The sequence below is a fragment of the Streptomyces pimonensis genome (genome assembly GCF_041380215.1).
Lineage (GTDB): Bacteria > Actinomycetota > Actinomycetes > Streptomycetales > Streptomycetaceae > Streptomyces > Streptomyces pimonensis.
This window is the reverse complement of the sequence record NZ_JAHWZY010000014.1, coordinates 56,499-70,498: the sequence shown is the minus strand read 5'-3', so window position 1 is coordinate 70,498 and position 14,000 is coordinate 56,499. Positions and strand designations below refer to the sequence as shown.

Genomic DNA, 14,000 nt, shown 5'->3' with positions numbered 1-14,000 from the left:
CACGTCCGCTTCACATCGGTGCACGTTGCGGTACCGGTCCCGTATCGGCTGACGCACTTGGCCAGGTCACACAAAAAGAGCCGGGTACGGTAGGCCCGGACGGCAGCCTCCGGCGGCACGAGTGTGCCGCCCGGGACCGACGGAGAGGGCTGGTAGTAGCTATGGAAGAGCCGCGTCGCCTCGGCGGCCGGTACGAGCTGGGCCCGGTGCTCGGCCGTGGTGGCATGGCGGAGGTCTATCACGCGCATGACACCAGGCTCGGGCGCCAGGTGGCGGTGAAGACGCTGCGCGCGGACCTCGCACGCGACCCGTCCTTCCAGGCCCGGTTCCGCCGGGAGGCCCAGTCGGCCGCCTCGCTCAACCACCCCGCGATCGTCGCGGTCTACGACACGGGCGAGGACTACATCGACAACGTGTCGATCCCGTACATCGTCATGGAGTACGTCGACGGCTCCACGCTCCGCGAGCTCCTGCACAGCGGCCGCAGGCTGCTGCCGGAGCGGACGCTGGAGATGACCATCGGCATCCTCCAGGCCCTGGAGTACTCCCACCGGGCCGGCATCGTCCACCGCGACATCAAGCCGGCCAACGTCATGCTGACGCGCAACGGCCAGGTCAAGGTCATGGACTTCGGCATCGCCCGCGCGATGGGCGACTCCGGCATGACGATGACCCAGACCTCGGCCGTCATCGGCACCGCCCAGTACCTCTCGCCGGAGCAGGCCAAGGGCGAACAGGTCGACGCGCGGTCCGACCTGTACTCCACCGGCTGCCTGCTGTACGAGCTGCTGACCGTCCGGCCGCCCTTCGTGGGCGACTCCCCGGTCGCGGTCGCCTACCAGCACGTACGGGAGGAACCGCAGCCGCCGAGCGTCTTCGACCCCGAGATCACGCCCGAGATGGACGCGATCGTGCTGAAGGCGCTGGTCAAGGACCCCGACTACCGGTACCAGTCGGCCGACGAGATGCGCGCCGACATCGAGGCCTGCCTCGACGGCCAGCCCGTCGCGGCGACCGCCGCCCTGGGCGCGGTCGGCTACGGCGGTTACCCCGACGAGCAGCCGACGACGGCCCTGCGCCAGGACGCCGGCGCCGGAGCGGCCACCTCGATGCTGCCGCCCATGAACCCGGACGACGGCGGCTACGACGACCGCCAGAGCCGCCGACGCCAGCCGAAGAAGAACAACACCTCGACGATATTGCTGGTCGTGGCGGGTGTCCTGGTCCTCATCGGCGCGATCCTGATCGGCCGCTTGCTCATCAGCGGCGTCGGCGGCGCGGACAGCGGCACCGTCGCGACCCCGAACTTCATCGGCGAGACCAAAGCGGACGCCGAGCAGCTGGCCGTCAACGGCGACTTGCAGCTCACCTTCAAGGAGGAGCCCTGCGAGGACCAGAGCAAGGGCAGGATCTGCTCCCAGGACCCCGCGGCGGGCACCAAGGTCGACAAGGACTCCACCGTCGCCCTGACGGTCTCCACCGGCGCGCCGAAGGTGACGGTTCCCGACGTGCAGGGCCTCACCTACGAGAAGGCGAAGTCCCAGCTCGAGGAGAAGGGCTTCACGGTCGAGCAGGAGACGGAGGTGTCCGACCAGACCCCCGGTGTGGTCATCGGACAGGACCCCGAGGGTGACACGGAGCAGGAGAAGGGCAGCACGATCACCCTCACCGTCGCCAAGGAGGCGGACAAGGCCACCGTGCCCAACGTCACCAACAGGACCTGCGACGAGGCCAAGGCGCAGATGACCGGCAACGAGCTCGTCGGCAACTGCGTCGAGGTGGAGACGGACAACCCGGCTCTGGTCGGCAGGGTCATCGGAACCGATCCCGTGCAGGGCACCCAGCTCGCCAAGAACTCGCCGGTGACCATCCAGATCGGCAAGGCCAAGGAGAACCAGCAGGTCGCGGTCCCGAACATCAATGAGCAGACCCTCAAGGACGCCCGGAAGATGATCGAGGGGGCAGGTCTCACGGTCGGCGACATCGCCGGTTCCCAGGACGAGAAATCCCGCGTCGTCGCGTCCAATCCCGGCCAGGGCACCCCGGTCGACAAGGGCACGGCGGTCAGCCTGGTCACCGTGGACCAGGGCGGTAACAACGGGGGCGACAACGGCGGCATCTTCGGCGGCCTCACCGGCGGCCGCGAGGACGACTGACGCGTAAAACCTCCGCACGACAAGAGCCCCGGCCCCTCTGTAGAGGGGCCGGGGCTCTCCCCTTGACCTCTCAAGGAACGCAAAACCCATCACGCCATGACGTAAATCACACATATTACCGGTCCATATGAGGAGTTCAACCCAAGCTGCGATTTTGCTCGTTGATCAATGAGACTGAAGACTCTACGTGGTCTTCACACTCACCAGAAAGGGAAGAAATTCGCAGGGTTACCGCCACTATTGCAACTATTTTCTTCACACTTTTGGCCGGTATCATCACAGCCCCGTCGGCTAGCGCGGCCGGTTACGGTTGTTCAGGCTCACAGATAGGTATTGAGCAGGAACTGATGGTTTTCCTACTGGATCGTGTAGCGGACGTGGCGGGCGGCGAAGTAGCCGCAGACGATGTGGGGTTGCTTCTGGCGTCGGCGCAGGAAGCGGCGGGTCCCGTGGGCGAGATCGTCGGTTGAGGTGGCTCAGGCCGCGTGGACGTGGTGCTTCAGATCCGCGTTCAGCAGCTCGTCGGGATTCATTTCGGGGCTGCATCCGGGCATCAGGTGCAGTTCGACGCGCTCGGCGTTCTCGGGCGAGTCAGGCCCGGACGGCCTTGCTGCGGTGGACCGGGTGCCGGCCGGCGACCACGTGGACCTTGCGGCCGGCATGCCGGGCGAGGAACGCGCAGAACACCTGCGAGGTAAACCTGCTGGGGAAGACGGTGAACCACAGCGCCCCGCGGGAGGCGACCGCCGACATGACGTTGCCCCGGAAGCGGCGGCCGTTCATCCGCACCAGCGAGGTCACTCCGGCCGGGGCCCACGAGCGGACCGGCGGGGCGGTGTCCGAGCGCAGACCGCACTGATCAGCTCAGACCAGCTCGGCCCTCTCCCCGCTCGCCCGGGCCCGGATCGCCGGATACTCCTCCTGAAGCCAGCGGCCGACCTCGTCGTCTTTCTGCCGGTAGGAGCGGCGGGCGGGCTGCTGCGGGGTGAAGCCGTCCCGGCGCAGCCACTTGCCCACGCCCCGCTCGGTCATCGACACCCCGTACACCAACCGGATCAGGGCCCGCACCGAGGAGCGGGTCCACATCACCCCGCTCTGCCCGAGGTCGGCCGGTGTGTAATCCCGCATCGCCCGCAGGCCCGCTCCACGGGCGGACTCGTCGATCAACTCACCTCTGCCCGCACGCGGTTCACGCGCCGCCGCAAGCAGCGCCTGCCTCTCGCCGGCGCGGCTGGCCCGCCACCACGTACCCACCGACCGCACGGAGACCCCGAACATCTCCGCCGCCTGGCCGTACGTCCACACCCGCCCCGACTCCAGCGCGCTCACCACCCGCAGCCGCAGATCCTCCTGCGCAGCGGGCGGCAGCCACCGCATGTCCCCACCCTCGATCACACCGAATCAACGAGCAGGAAACCCATCAGTTCCGGCTCAATACATACGCCCGTCAAAACATCTGGCGGCACTACCTACAGCAACATTTACATGTACTACACTCCTCCACTGGCAAGAACTTCGTCGTCAACATCCGCACAGCCGCAGGCGGCTACGGCAACAGCACCCAGGTCATAGGCGTCGATATCTGGCGCTGTGTAGCCGGCTCCACACCGGGCCAGCAGTGTGTTTCAGACAGCCCGTTCTACAGTGAGCCTTTTCCAACCTGGTTTCTGTGCTGGTCAGCGGCCCGTTGAAGGTCGAGCACTTCCGCCTTGTCGGGCTCCTGAGCAGCAAGTCCTCGGTTGGTCGCAGCGTCGTGGGCGCCCCGTCCGGCGTGTTCGGCACCGTCGACAGTCAGGTTGAAAAGGCTCACTGACAGGCCCTTGGTCGGCCGCTGACCCCGGTGGAGGAGGCGGAGGCGGCCGAGATCTCCAAGGACGTACGAGAGCGTCTGGTCATCAAGCAGGACGACTTCGCGAAGGCGTTCCGAGACAACTCAGACACAGCACGAGGGGCCACCTTCCCGAGGTATTCGAGGAGGTGGCCCCTCTCAATGTTCCTGAGTTCCAAGCCTGACGCAGCAGCCACACGGGAAAACAAAGCGTCCGCGACCCACAAACCCGGCAGAACGCCGACCTCTGCTCCACAGGGTTAATGTCAAGCCAGTTTCGGGTGCACTACCTATCGATTCGATTCTGCGCGCACGTACCAGCGGTTGACACAAAGGGGCGCAATTAACAACTCACCCGCAGTTTGTTCCGCGCTTAGCAATACTGCCACTTCCACTGACTCCGTACCAGTCGACACACGCACCCCGAGCATCCGCGTACACCGGACCTGCATAGGTGGTGTAATAATCACTATCATGCCCGAACTTCGCAGCGTCGCTAGAGTTGAAAACACTCACCTGCATAAAGACAGACTTGCCGGGATTATCCCTGATGGTCACCCCGCAGTTATAGCCAGTGGAAGAGTTGTAGGTCAGGAAGACGGTGGCAGGGTCAGATCCACTTATTCGCGCAGAGTTCACCACGCTATAGCCAGAACCGCACGCACCGTTATACGCAGCAGCAGCCGACGCTGGCGAGGCAGCCAGAAGAGCGCCACCCATTGCCACGGAGAGAGCTGCAGCAACAACAGAAAGACGCTTCTTGAAAAGTCTCACAAAAATCCCCAACAAATTAAGGCAAGAAAGAACTCGCCCAGGGTAACCACTTCAACATCCAAAGTCAACGGCACCGAAATACCTCGGATAAATCACATATGAGCCTCAGCGAGGATCTAGCGCCGATATCGGCGATATTACACTCTAACCGTAGATTATGTCCTGCAAGCTTTTTGGCCTGTTTGTCGCCAGTGAGAGTCGGCGGTCGAAGGTGATATCGAAGGCGTTCAGCGTATGGTCCAGCGGACCTGCCCCTTGCCGGTTGGATCGAGCGACATGACCGGCGCCCTACCGGCGACCGCGAGGACGACTGACCCGTAGAACCCCGTACGACAAGAGCCCGCCCCGCACACGCGTCCTCGCTTCGCTCGTGCCTTCGCGTGTCACCACTCGTTGATCGGGTGGGGTAGGGCATCTGGGTTCTGCCCCGGACACGAGAACCAGAGGAGCAGACGATGATCGAGGAATCAGTACTGCTGGAGTCACAGACACTGCGCCACAGCGTGCTGGACCGCACGGACGTGCTCGACAGGGTCAAGGCCCTGTCACTGCTGCCGGACGGAATGCACGTGACGACCGCGATGGCGGCGGCGTACTTCGGCGTCACCACTGAGGCGGTCCGCCAGCTCAAGGCACGGCACCGCGAGGAACTCTCGTGCAACGGAATGACGACGCTTCATGGCCCTGAGCTCGCACGATTTGAGCGTGACGTCCTGTCACTCTTTCCCGGAAGTTATCCACAGCCCCGGTCGAGCCTCACTCTCTACTCGCGTCGAGCCGTCCTCAACATCGCCATGCTCCTCCGCGACAGCCACGTCGCCCGCCAGGTACGCACGTACCTGCTCGACATGGAGTACCCGGCCCGCACACGGCCTGTGGAAAACCCTCCGCGGCCCGGCACCGTCCTGCTCGACGACCGCATCGACCAGCGGATCACCCGCGCATCCTCGGCACGACGGTCGTGCCGATGTTCAACGCCCTGATCGCCACATCCGGTGAACACCGACGCGAACTCATCGAGCTCCGCGAGGACATCGAGAACGTCGAACGCACGCTGTGCCGGCACCACCGCCGGATCAGCACGCTGGAGGAAGAGATTCCGACAGACCGGATCAGGGACTCCGTCGCGGCCATGACCTGGCAGGCGTTCGAGTGTCACGTGGCCGGCCTGCTGCGCCGGGACGGCTGCGGCGACGTCGTCGTACGACAGACCTGCGTCGACCGGGGCATCGACATCACCGCACGGCCGACGGCCGTACCGTCGCGGTCCGGTGCGAGAGCTGAGCACGGGAGAAGAAGGCCCGAAGCCGCAAGAGCAAGTTGCGGCTTCGGGCCTTCGCCATGCCGGGCGACCGACCCCCTGCGAGGGAGGTCGGTCAGCGCAGTTCCTCCGGCGGTGTCCGCTCCTCGTCCACCTTCTCCGTGCGGACCAGCTCGCCCCACACGACGTACCGGTACTTGCTGGTGTACACCGGTGTGCAGGTCGTCAGCGTGATGTAGTGGCCGGCCTTCTCCCTGCCGGACTCCTCGGGGATCCTCCCGATCACGTCGACGTTGTACTTCGAGGTCTCGGGGAGGATGCCGTAGACCTTGTAGACGTACCACGTGTCCTTCGTCTCGAAGACGATCGGGTCGCCCTTCTCGATCCTGTGGATGCCGTGGAACTTCGCGCCGTGCCCGTCCCGGTGGGCGGCGAGGGAGAAGTTGCCCTTCTTGCCGGAGGTCGGCAGGGTCGCCTTCACGGGGTCGGTGTAGTAGCCGGCGACGCCGTCGTTGAGGACCTTCATCGACGTGCCCTTCTCGACGAGGATCTCGTCACCGCTCATCGCGGGCACGTGCAGGAAGCCGATGCCGTCCTTGCTGTCGAAGGAGACGGGACCGCCGCTGCCACCGCCGCCGGACTCCCGGGACCAGGCGTCGCGGACCTTGTCCGCCTGCTTGTCCGCCGCGCGGTCGGCGACGACGTTCGTCCACCACAGCGAGTAGGCGACGAACAGACCGAGCACCAGGCCCGCGGTGATGAGGAGCTCCCCCAGGAAGCTGACGACCATCGCCGCCGGCCCCATGCGGCGGCGCCCCGGAGGGGGCGAGGACGCGGGCGCGTCGGCGTGTTCTTCGGTGTCGTCGGTGGTCGGTGCCACGTTCCCTCTGCCCTTAACTGACGAGCGCATCCGGCTTGCCCTTGCTGCGCGGCCGTTCCTCGACCATCTTGCCCCAGACGATCAAGCGGTACTTGCTGGTGAACTCAGGTGTGCACGTGGTCAGCGTGATGTAGCGGCCGGGCCCGGTGAAGCCCGAGCCCTTCGGTACCGGCTCGAGGACGCTCACGTTGCTCGGCGGCGTCACCGGGAGGATCGACGCCATCTTGTAGACGAAGTACTCGTCCTGCGTCTCGACGACGATCGGGTCGCCCGGCTCCAGCCGGTTGATGTACCGGAACGGTTCCCCGTGCGTGTTGCGGTGGCCCGCCAGTCCGAAGTTGCCGGTCCTCGCGTCCGGCATCGCCGTCTTCAGCGCGCCCTCCGAGTAGTGCCCCACCATGCCGCGGTCGAGCACCTTCTTGCTGCTGATGCCCTCCGCGATCGGCACCACCACGTCCAGCTTGGGGATGTGCAGCAGCGCGAAGCCCTGTCCCGGCTCGAACGCCCCCGGCTTGCGCTCGCCGCTCTCCCAGTCCTCCTGGAGGTCGCTGGCCTCCTGGCCGGCCTGTGCCTGCGCCCGCACGTTGGTCCACCACAGCTGGTAGGTCACGAAGAGCAGCATCAGCACCCCGCAGGTGATGAACACCTCGCCGATCGCCCGGCTCGCGACGACCGCCGGGCTCGCCTTGCTCGCCCGCGCCCGCCGACGCGCCTCCACCCGTGACAACGGCGCCCGCGGCGTCCCCTCGGCCGCCTCTGACGTCCCTTCCCGGCCCACGCCCGCACGGGGGCCTGCCACGGCCTTGCGAGAGCCTCCACGGCGCCCGTGACGCTTTCTGGCGGCCTTCCTGCGTGCCGCACGCCCACCCGACGCCGCTAAAACCGACGCGGACCCCTCCCGCTCCGTCCGCTCCGGCGGCTCGGGGATCCGCAGCGCCACCGTCTCCTCGTCGGCCGGCGGAAGATACGCGGTGTTCCCGGAAGCACCGCCATGGGGGTCGGACGCCGTGTCGTCGTACCGGCCTCCCCCGTACGCACCCGGCTCCCCGTAGGGCTGCCCGCCGTACGGGAAGCCCTGCTCACCGGCGCCGCCGGTGCCGGGCTCGCGCTCGGGGCGCAGCGCGGTCACGCCGGGGACCTGCCCACCACCGGGGCGAGCCCCGCCGACCTCGCCACCGCGCCGTCGTCACCGCACTCCACCAGCCAGTTGGCCAGCATCCGGTGGCCGTGCTCGGTCAGCACCGACTCGGGATGGAACTGCACGCCCTCGACCAGGAGCTCACGGTGCCTCAGCCCCATCACCATGCCGTCCGGCGTCCTGGCCGTGATCTCCAGCTCCGCCGGCACCGTGGCCGGTTCGGCGGCCAGCGAGTGGTAGCGGGTCGCCGTGAACGGGGAGGGCAGGCCCGCGAAGACACCCTTGCCCCCGTGCTCCACCGGCGAGGTCTTGCCGTGCAGCAGCTCGGGCGCCCGGACCACCGCACCGCCGTACGCCACCTGCATCGACTGCATGCCGAGACAGACGCCGAACACCGGTACCCCGGTGGACGCGCAGTGCCGCACCATGTCCACACAGACGCCGGCCTCCTCGGGGGTGCCGGGGCCCGGCGACAGCAGCACCCCGTCGAAGCCGTCCCGGGCGTGCGCCGTCGACACCTCGTCGTTGCGCAGGACCTCGCACTCGGCGCCCAGCTGGTACAGGTACTGGACCAGGTTGAAGACGAAACTGTCGTAGTTGTCGACGACGAGAATGCGCGCGCTCACTGGTTGTCCACCGTCACATCGTTGAAGGGCAGCAGCGGCTCGGCCCACGGGAAGACGTACTGGAAGAGGACGTAGACCACGGCGACGATCAGCACCAGCGAAATGAGTGCCCGCACCCATCCGTTGCCCGGCAGATGCCGCCAGATCCAGCTGTACATGCCGTCCCTTCCGTCGTACCACGGCACCAGACCCACGCCGTACGCCAACAGACTAACGGCGTGCCCCTCCGGTTTCCCGGCCTTCGCGGGCTGTGGGGACCGGGGCGGACCCGGCCGCGTGCACCCACCGGTACGTGGACCGGGGCCGGTCGCCCCGATGTCCGGGCGCGTTCCGCGTGGAACCGGGGCGGGCCGCTACTCCACGGGCTTCGCGTAGCGCAGGTCCACCGTGCCCGAGTAACCGGGCAGGGTCACGGTCCCGTTGTCCTCGACCTGCCAGCCGAGCCCGTAGACGTTGACGTACACCATGTAGTTCTGGATCGCCGGCGAGGCGCTGAGCGCCTTCTTCAGCTTCTCCGGATCACCGACCGCCGTGATCTTGTACGGCGGCGAGTAGACGCGGCCCTGCAGGATCAGGGTGTTGCCCACACAGCGCACCGCGCTGGTGGAGATCAGCCGCTGGTCCATGACCTTGATGCCCTCGGCGCCGCCCTCCCACATCGCGTTCACCACGGCCTGCAGGTCCTGCTGGTGGATGACCAGGTAGTCGGGCTGCGGCTCGGGATAGCCGGGAAGCCTGGCGGTGGCGTCCGGCGGCGCGTCGTCGAGGGTGACCGTGATCGCCTCGCCCTCGAGCTCCTGCGTACCGGCGCGTTTCTCCAGGTCGGCGAGCTTGTCGTCCTCCGCCTTGGTACTGCCGTCGTCACGCTCGGCGAGGGACTCCACGTCATCGCGCAACGCGCCGTTGGAATCCTCCAGCTCGCCGTTCCTGCGGCTGCGCTCGTGGATCAGGTCGGAGAGCTTCAGCAGCGAGGCGTCCGTGCGGATGTTGGTGCCCTTGGCCGTGTCGAAGCTGGTGAAGAAGATGAGTCCCGCCAGGGCGAAGACGCCCGCGGTGAGGATCCGCACGGGCCTGGGACGGCGTCGGCGGACAGGACTGGATTCCTTCCCGGGAAAGTCGGCAGAATTGCTCAACGTACCCTTATCTCCTTCGGCGCCGCGGAAGCACTACGCTAACGGACGCCCGGGGGAGCGCTCAGAGTCCCCTTGTACGCTGCTCCGAGCCCGACCCAGTTCCCTGCGCGGCCACGCAGCGCATCGACAGGAGAGACCCTCGTGCCGAAGTCACGTATCCGCAAGAAGGCCGACTACACGCCGCCGCCGGCGAAGCAGACGACCGCGATCAAGCTGACCAACCGCGCCTGGGTCGCGCCGGTGATGCTGGCCCTGTTCCTCGTCGGGCTGGCCTGGATCGTCGTCTTCTACGTCACCGACGGCTCGCTGCCCATCGACGCCCTGGGCAACTGGAACATCGTGGTGGGCTTCGGGTTCATCGCCGCCGGGTTCGGCGTCTCCACCCAGTGGAAGTAACGCTCGTCGCACGGTGACAGCCCTGCCCGGAGCCGTCGAGCGGCTCCGGGCAGGGCTGTCACCTAAGTTATCCACACCCCTTGTCCACATGTGGATAGCAGACCTGTTCTGTGGATAACTTTTGGATCGTTGACGCCGGTGTGACAAAAGTATCGACATCCGAAAGCCCGTTCACTCTCCGCTTGACCTGCGGAAACACCGCCCGATCGCCCGGCGCGAAACTCTCCTCGCACCCTGTGCACAAGATCCGCCACTTACTGTGGACAAACTCGGTGCTCAGGTGAGCTGCGCCGTCCTCAGCAGGGTCACCAGGACGACCACGGCCAGCACCAGCGCACACGTGCCGTACTGCACCGGTGCCCGCCGCTCCCGCGGGGCGTGCACCATGGCGTACCCGATCACGACACCGGTGACGAGTCCGCCGATGTGGGCCTGCCAGGCGATGTTGCCCCAGCCGAACGTGATGATCACATTGATCACCAGCAGGGCGATGATCGGGCGCATGTCGTGGTTGAGCCGACGCATCAGCACGGCGGTCGCGCCGAACAGCCCGAAGACGGCACCGGACGCGCCCAGCGAGCCTTGGTTCGGAGCGGCGATCACATACGTGAGCGCGCTGCCCGCGAGCCCGGACACCAGGTAGAGCGCGAGGTAACGGGCCCGGCCGAGCGCCTCCTCCAGAGGGCCGCCGATCCACCACAGAGCGAGCATGTTGAAGGTGATGTGGAGGTAGCTGCCATGCAGGAACATCGCTGTCAGCAGCCGGTGCCACTGCCCCTCCGCGACGCCTTCGACCGAGCCGAGGAGGGGCATGTACGCACGCCCGATCAGCTGGAAGTGGTCGGTGAAGCGATCGCCGACCGACAACTGGACCAGGAAGACGGCGAGGCAGATCCCCACCAGGATCTTGGTGATCAGCCGGGGGTCCGCGGCGACGGCTCCGCCGGCGAGCGTACGGGGCACGGATGCCGTGGGCGCGTGTCCGGTGCCCGAGCCTCCCCCGCCCCAGGCTCCACTCGAGCGGGAGGTGTTCCCCCGCACGCACTCCGGGCAGTGGAACCCGACCGCGGCGTCGACCATGCACTCGGGGCAGATCGGGCGCTCGCACCGGGTGCAGCGGACACCTGTCTCGTGGTCCGGGTGGCGGTAGCAGACGGGGACGCGCCGGGCGTCCTGCGGGCTGCCGGCAGCCTGGTCGTCCATGGGATCCCCTAGGTCGTGTGGAAAAACCCCGCCCCGCTCATCCTTACGGATGAGCGGGGCGATTGGTTCCCTTCGAGGGCTTCGCGCTCCGGGACGAGGTGCTCAGCCCTCGTGGATCTCGACGGACTCGATCACCACGTCGTTCACCGGACGGTCGGTGCGCGGGTTGGTCGGCGCGGACGCGATGGCGTCGATGACCTTCTGGCTGGCGGCGTCGGTGACCTCGCCGAAGATGGTGTGCTTGCGGTTCAGCCAGGCCGTCGGGGCGACGGTGATGAAGAACTGCGAGCCGTTGGTGCCCGGGCCGGCATTGGCCATCGCCAGCAGGTAGGGCTTGTCGAAACGCAGGTCCGGGTGGAACTCGTCCTCGAACTGGTAGCCGGGACCACCGGTGCCGTTGCCCAGCGGGTCTCCGCCCTGGATCATGAAACCGCTGATCACCCGGTGGAAAACCGTGCCGTCGTAGAGCTTGTCCGTGGACTTCGCACCGGTCTGCGGGTGGGTCCACTCCCGCTCGCCCTTGGCGAGCTCGACGAAGTTCTTGACCGTGATCGGCGCCTGGTTCGGGAAGAGCCGGACCTGGATGTCGCCGTGATTGGTCTTCAGGGTGGCGTTGAGCTGCTCAGCCACGATGTGCCTTCCGTCGTCTTTCCGTGACCCCCCGATCCTCGCACGGACGGGGCGCGCAGTCGCCCGGCGCCCGTTCACAGGGGGGCGGCCAGACCGTTCCGCTTGCGGAAAAGCGGGTGAACGGCCCCGTGCCGGGGGCGCGGGGCAGCGATCCGTGTCATTGTCGACGACAAGCTCCCGTTGTCCGGGTTTCATCCATTATCGCAGCCTGTACCACTATTGATCACATTTATCGGCACCCGGATGCCCGTCCGCGCATGCCGCGCGGTGACCCGGCAGGCATGATCCGTAAAAGGGTGGAAAGTCGAAATACCGTACGCCACCGAGGAGGAGGAACCCGTGACCCGCATCGACAGCGTGCGCGCCGCGACCGGTTCGGCGAAGGAGAGCGTGCTGCACGCCGCGGAAGTGGTGGCGCCCTACGCCGACACGGCCAAGGTCAGGGCCGCACACTACGCACAGGAGGCCCGCGTACGGCTCGCGCCCATGGTGACGCAGGCCGCCGGCCATGCCCGCGTCCGGTACGGCGCCCGTGTACAGCCCTATCTGGAGCAGGCCCGGACGCATGTGCCGCCGAAGGTCGACCAGGCCGCTCACCAGACTGCCGACCTCACCCGCAAGGCCGCCCGGCAGGCGGCGGAGTACTCCCGTCCGAGGATCGAGCAGATGGCGGCCGTCGCCGGTCCCGCGAAGGACGAGGCCGCGGCCCGTAGTGCGGCCGCTCTGGTCGCACTGCGCGGTCAGGTCTCGGCACAGCAGATCCAGAAGCTGGTCCGCAAACAGCGGCGGCGGGCGAAGGCCGGCCGTGCCGCGAGGACGGTCCTGGTGCTGGGTGCCGTGGCGGGCGGCGCCGTGGCCGCCTGGAAGTGGTGGGACAAGCAGGCCAACCCGGACTGGCTGGTGGAGCCGCCGGCCGCGACCGATGTGTCGTCGGGGTCGACGAAGCTGATGTCGGTGGACGGCAGCGGGGCCACGCTCGACCCGGAGGTCGAGGCCAAGGAGGCCGAGGAGGAGGCCGCCCGGCGCGACGACCAGGCCTGACACGCGGAAACGCCAACGGCGCGGTGGGGCGGGAGACCTGGGTGTCTCCTGCCCCACCGCGCCGTTCCACGTGAAACAAAGGATCCCTCCCACCGCTTTCCGCAGGTGGGAGAGGCCCGGTTGTGGAGCCTAGGGGAGTCGAACCCCTGACATCTGCCATGCAAAGACAGCGCTCTACCAACTGAGCTAAGGCCCCGGAGGAAAGCGTCCACCTGCGATGACCGCATCCTGGTGGGCGCCTGGGACCAGAGTACCGGGTCCACCCGGGGATTCCGCAAAAAGATTGGGGGTCCCCGTGACCAACCACTCTCCGTAAGATGCTCGGACGTGGTTCGCTACAGCGAACCACGGTTCTCGGGGAAGCGATGGGGAGACGCAATGGACGCCGCACAGCAGGAAGCCACCGCAAGAGCGCGGGAACTGCAGCGGAACTGGTACGGGGAGCCGCTGGGGGCGCTCTTCCGTAGGCTCATAGACGATCTGGGCCTCAACCAGGCTCGTCTCGCGGGGGTTCTGGGACTGTCCGCACCGATGCTGTCGCAGTTGATGAGCGGCCAGCGGGCGAAGATCGGGAATCCCGCCGTGGTGCAACGGGTGCAGCTGTTGCAGGACCTGGCGGGGCAGGTCGCGGACGGCAGTGTGAGCGCGGCCGAGGCCACCGAGCGCATGGACGAGATCAAGAAGTCGCAGGGGGGCTCGGTGCTCAGCAACACCACACAGACGACGAGCAGTTCGGGGGCGCCCACGGTCAAGCGGGTGGTCCGTGAGATCCAGTCCCTGCTGCGCTCGGTCGCCGCCGCCGGCGACATCATCCAGGCCGCCGACACCCTCGCCCCCACACACCCCGAACTGGCAGAGTTCCTCCGGGTCTACGGCGCGGGCCGCACCTCCGACGCGGTCACGCACTACCAGTCCCACCAGAACTGACCCCCGT

At 67.2% G+C, this 14,000-nt stretch carries 18 protein-coding genes and 1 tRNA gene; 8 read left to right on the top strand and 11 right to left on the bottom strand.

Going from position 1 to position 14,000, the window contains the following annotated elements; translation table 11 throughout:
• The first annotated feature begins 161 nt into the window (after nucleotides 1-161).
• On the top strand, nucleotides 162-2,156 hold the full coding sequence (gene pknB, locus KYY02_RS16170; RefSeq protein WP_371238651.1) for a Stk1 family PASTA domain-containing Ser/Thr kinase: 1,995 nt from the start codon (nucleotides 162-164) through the stop codon (nucleotides 2,154-2,156).
• Between the two features lie 161 nt (nucleotides 2,157-2,317).
• Complete coding sequence (locus KYY02_RS16165; protein WP_371238650.1) at nucleotides 2,318-2,626, top strand: hypothetical protein; 309 nt, start codon at nucleotides 2,318-2,320, stop codon at nucleotides 2,624-2,626.
• A 121-nt stretch (nucleotides 2,627-2,747) separates the two neighbouring features.
• Here the strand turns inward: KYY02_RS16165 and KYY02_RS16160 are convergent, their stop codons facing one another.
• Both KYY02_RS16160 and KYY02_RS16155 read right to left on the bottom strand, forming a co-directional pair.
• Nucleotides 2,748-3,005, bottom strand: a complete 258-nt coding sequence (locus KYY02_RS16160; protein ID WP_371238746.1) for a transposase — start codon at nucleotides 3,003-3,005, stop codon at nucleotides 2,748-2,750.
• A gap of 15 nt (nucleotides 3,006-3,020) precedes the next feature.
• The gene (locus KYY02_RS16155) at nucleotides 3,021-3,533 is read right to left on the bottom strand and encodes a winged helix-turn-helix domain-containing protein (RefSeq protein WP_371238649.1); all 513 of its coding nucleotides are present in this window, start codon (nucleotides 3,531-3,533) and stop codon (nucleotides 3,021-3,023) included.
• A 292-nt stretch (nucleotides 3,534-3,825) separates the two neighbouring features.
• On the opposite strand from KYY02_RS16155, the gene KYY02_RS16150 reads away from it, so the two are divergent.
• The gene (locus KYY02_RS16150; RefSeq protein ID WP_371238647.1) at nucleotides 3,826-3,969 is read left to right on the top strand and encodes a hypothetical protein; all 144 of its coding nucleotides are present in this window, start codon (nucleotides 3,826-3,828) and stop codon (nucleotides 3,967-3,969) included.
• Between the two features lie 366 nt (nucleotides 3,970-4,335).
• On the opposite strand, the gene KYY02_RS16145 is transcribed toward KYY02_RS16150, so the two are convergent.
• Nucleotides 4,336-4,758 (bottom strand): spore-associated protein A, encoded by a 423-nt coding sequence (locus tag KYY02_RS16145; protein WP_371238646.1) that lies wholly within the window; start codon nucleotides 4,756-4,758, stop codon nucleotides 4,336-4,338.
• A 503-nt stretch (nucleotides 4,759-5,261) separates the two neighbouring features.
• Between KYY02_RS16145 and KYY02_RS16140 the strand changes: the two genes are divergently transcribed.
• Nucleotides 5,262-5,741 carry a hypothetical protein gene (locus KYY02_RS16140; RefSeq protein WP_371238644.1) on the top strand — a complete coding sequence of 160 codons (480 nt, stop codon included), beginning with the start codon at nucleotides 5,262-5,264 and terminating at the stop codon, nucleotides 5,739-5,741.
• The gene (locus tag KYY02_RS34065; protein ID WP_503167866.1) at nucleotides 5,726-6,253 is read left to right on the top strand and encodes a restriction endonuclease; all 528 of its coding nucleotides are present in this window, start codon (nucleotides 5,726-5,728) and stop codon (nucleotides 6,251-6,253) included. The genes KYY02_RS16140 and KYY02_RS34065 overlap by 16 nt, the downstream gene beginning before the upstream one ends.
• Here the strand turns inward: KYY02_RS34065 and KYY02_RS16135 are convergent.
• The 5 genes from KYY02_RS16135 to KYY02_RS16115 form a co-directional block, all read right to left on the bottom strand.
• Nucleotides 6,135-6,899: a class E sortase gene (locus KYY02_RS16135; protein WP_371238643.1), complete on the bottom strand. Its 765-nt coding sequence runs from the start codon at nucleotides 6,897-6,899 to the stop codon at nucleotides 6,135-6,137. The genes KYY02_RS34065 and KYY02_RS16135 overlap by 119 nt on opposite strands.
• Before the next feature lie 13 nt (nucleotides 6,900-6,912).
• Nucleotides 6,913-8,028 carry a class E sortase gene (locus tag KYY02_RS16130; protein WP_371238642.1) on the bottom strand — a complete coding sequence of 372 codons (1,116 nt, stop codon included), beginning with the start codon at nucleotides 8,026-8,028 and terminating at the stop codon, nucleotides 6,913-6,915.
• On the bottom strand, nucleotides 8,025-8,663 hold the full coding sequence (locus KYY02_RS16125) for an aminodeoxychorismate/anthranilate synthase component II (RefSeq protein WP_371238641.1): 639 nt from the start codon (nucleotides 8,661-8,663) through the stop codon (nucleotides 8,025-8,027). Before KYY02_RS16125 ends, KYY02_RS16130 begins: the two co-directional genes overlap by 4 nt.
• A complete protein-coding gene (locus KYY02_RS16120) occupies nucleotides 8,660-8,821 on the bottom strand; it encodes a hypothetical protein (RefSeq protein WP_185931086.1) in 162 nt (53 codons plus the stop codon). The genes KYY02_RS16125 and KYY02_RS16120 overlap by 4 nt, the downstream gene beginning before the upstream one ends.
• Nucleotides 8,822-9,016: 195 nt before the next feature.
• The gene (locus KYY02_RS16115; RefSeq protein ID WP_371238640.1) at nucleotides 9,017-9,796 is read right to left on the bottom strand and encodes a DUF881 domain-containing protein; all 780 of its coding nucleotides are present in this window, start codon (nucleotides 9,794-9,796) and stop codon (nucleotides 9,017-9,019) included.
• Between the two features lie 141 nt (nucleotides 9,797-9,937).
• On the opposite strand from KYY02_RS16115, the gene crgA reads away from it, so the two are divergent.
• On the top strand, nucleotides 9,938-10,192 hold the full coding sequence (crgA, locus tag KYY02_RS16110) for a cell division protein CrgA (protein ID WP_030820059.1): 255 nt from the start codon (nucleotides 9,938-9,940) through the stop codon (nucleotides 10,190-10,192).
• Nucleotides 10,193-10,468: 276 nt separating this feature from the next.
• Here crgA and KYY02_RS16105 read toward each other — a convergent pair whose 3' ends face one another.
• Nucleotides 10,469-11,395 carry a rhomboid family intramembrane serine protease gene (locus tag KYY02_RS16105; protein ID WP_371238639.1) on the bottom strand — a complete coding sequence of 309 codons (927 nt, stop codon included), beginning with the start codon at nucleotides 11,393-11,395 and terminating at the stop codon, nucleotides 10,469-10,471.
• Between the two features lie 102 nt (nucleotides 11,396-11,497).
• Nucleotides 11,498-12,025, bottom strand: coding sequence for a peptidylprolyl isomerase (locus KYY02_RS16100; protein ID WP_030820063.1), 528 nt, complete (start codon nucleotides 12,023-12,025; stop codon nucleotides 11,498-11,500).
• Nucleotides 12,026-12,364: 339 nt separating this feature from the next.
• On the opposite strand from KYY02_RS16100, the gene KYY02_RS16095 reads away from it, so the two are divergent.
• Nucleotides 12,365-13,066 carry a DUF5324 family protein gene (locus KYY02_RS16095; protein WP_371238638.1) on the top strand — a complete coding sequence of 234 codons (702 nt, stop codon included), beginning with the start codon at nucleotides 12,365-12,367 and terminating at the stop codon, nucleotides 13,064-13,066.
• Nucleotides 13,067-13,189: 123 nt separating this feature from the next.
• Here the strand turns inward: KYY02_RS16095 and KYY02_RS16090 are convergent.
• Nucleotides 13,190-13,262: transfer RNA gene (locus KYY02_RS16090), tRNA-Ala, on the bottom strand.
• A gap of 182 nt (nucleotides 13,263-13,444) precedes the next feature.
• Here KYY02_RS16090 and KYY02_RS16085 point away from each other — a divergent pair.
• Entirely contained in the window at nucleotides 13,445-13,993 is a 549-nt protein-coding gene (locus KYY02_RS16085; RefSeq protein ID WP_371238637.1) for a helix-turn-helix domain-containing protein, read from the top strand.
• Nucleotides 13,994-14,000 lie beyond the last annotated feature (7 nt).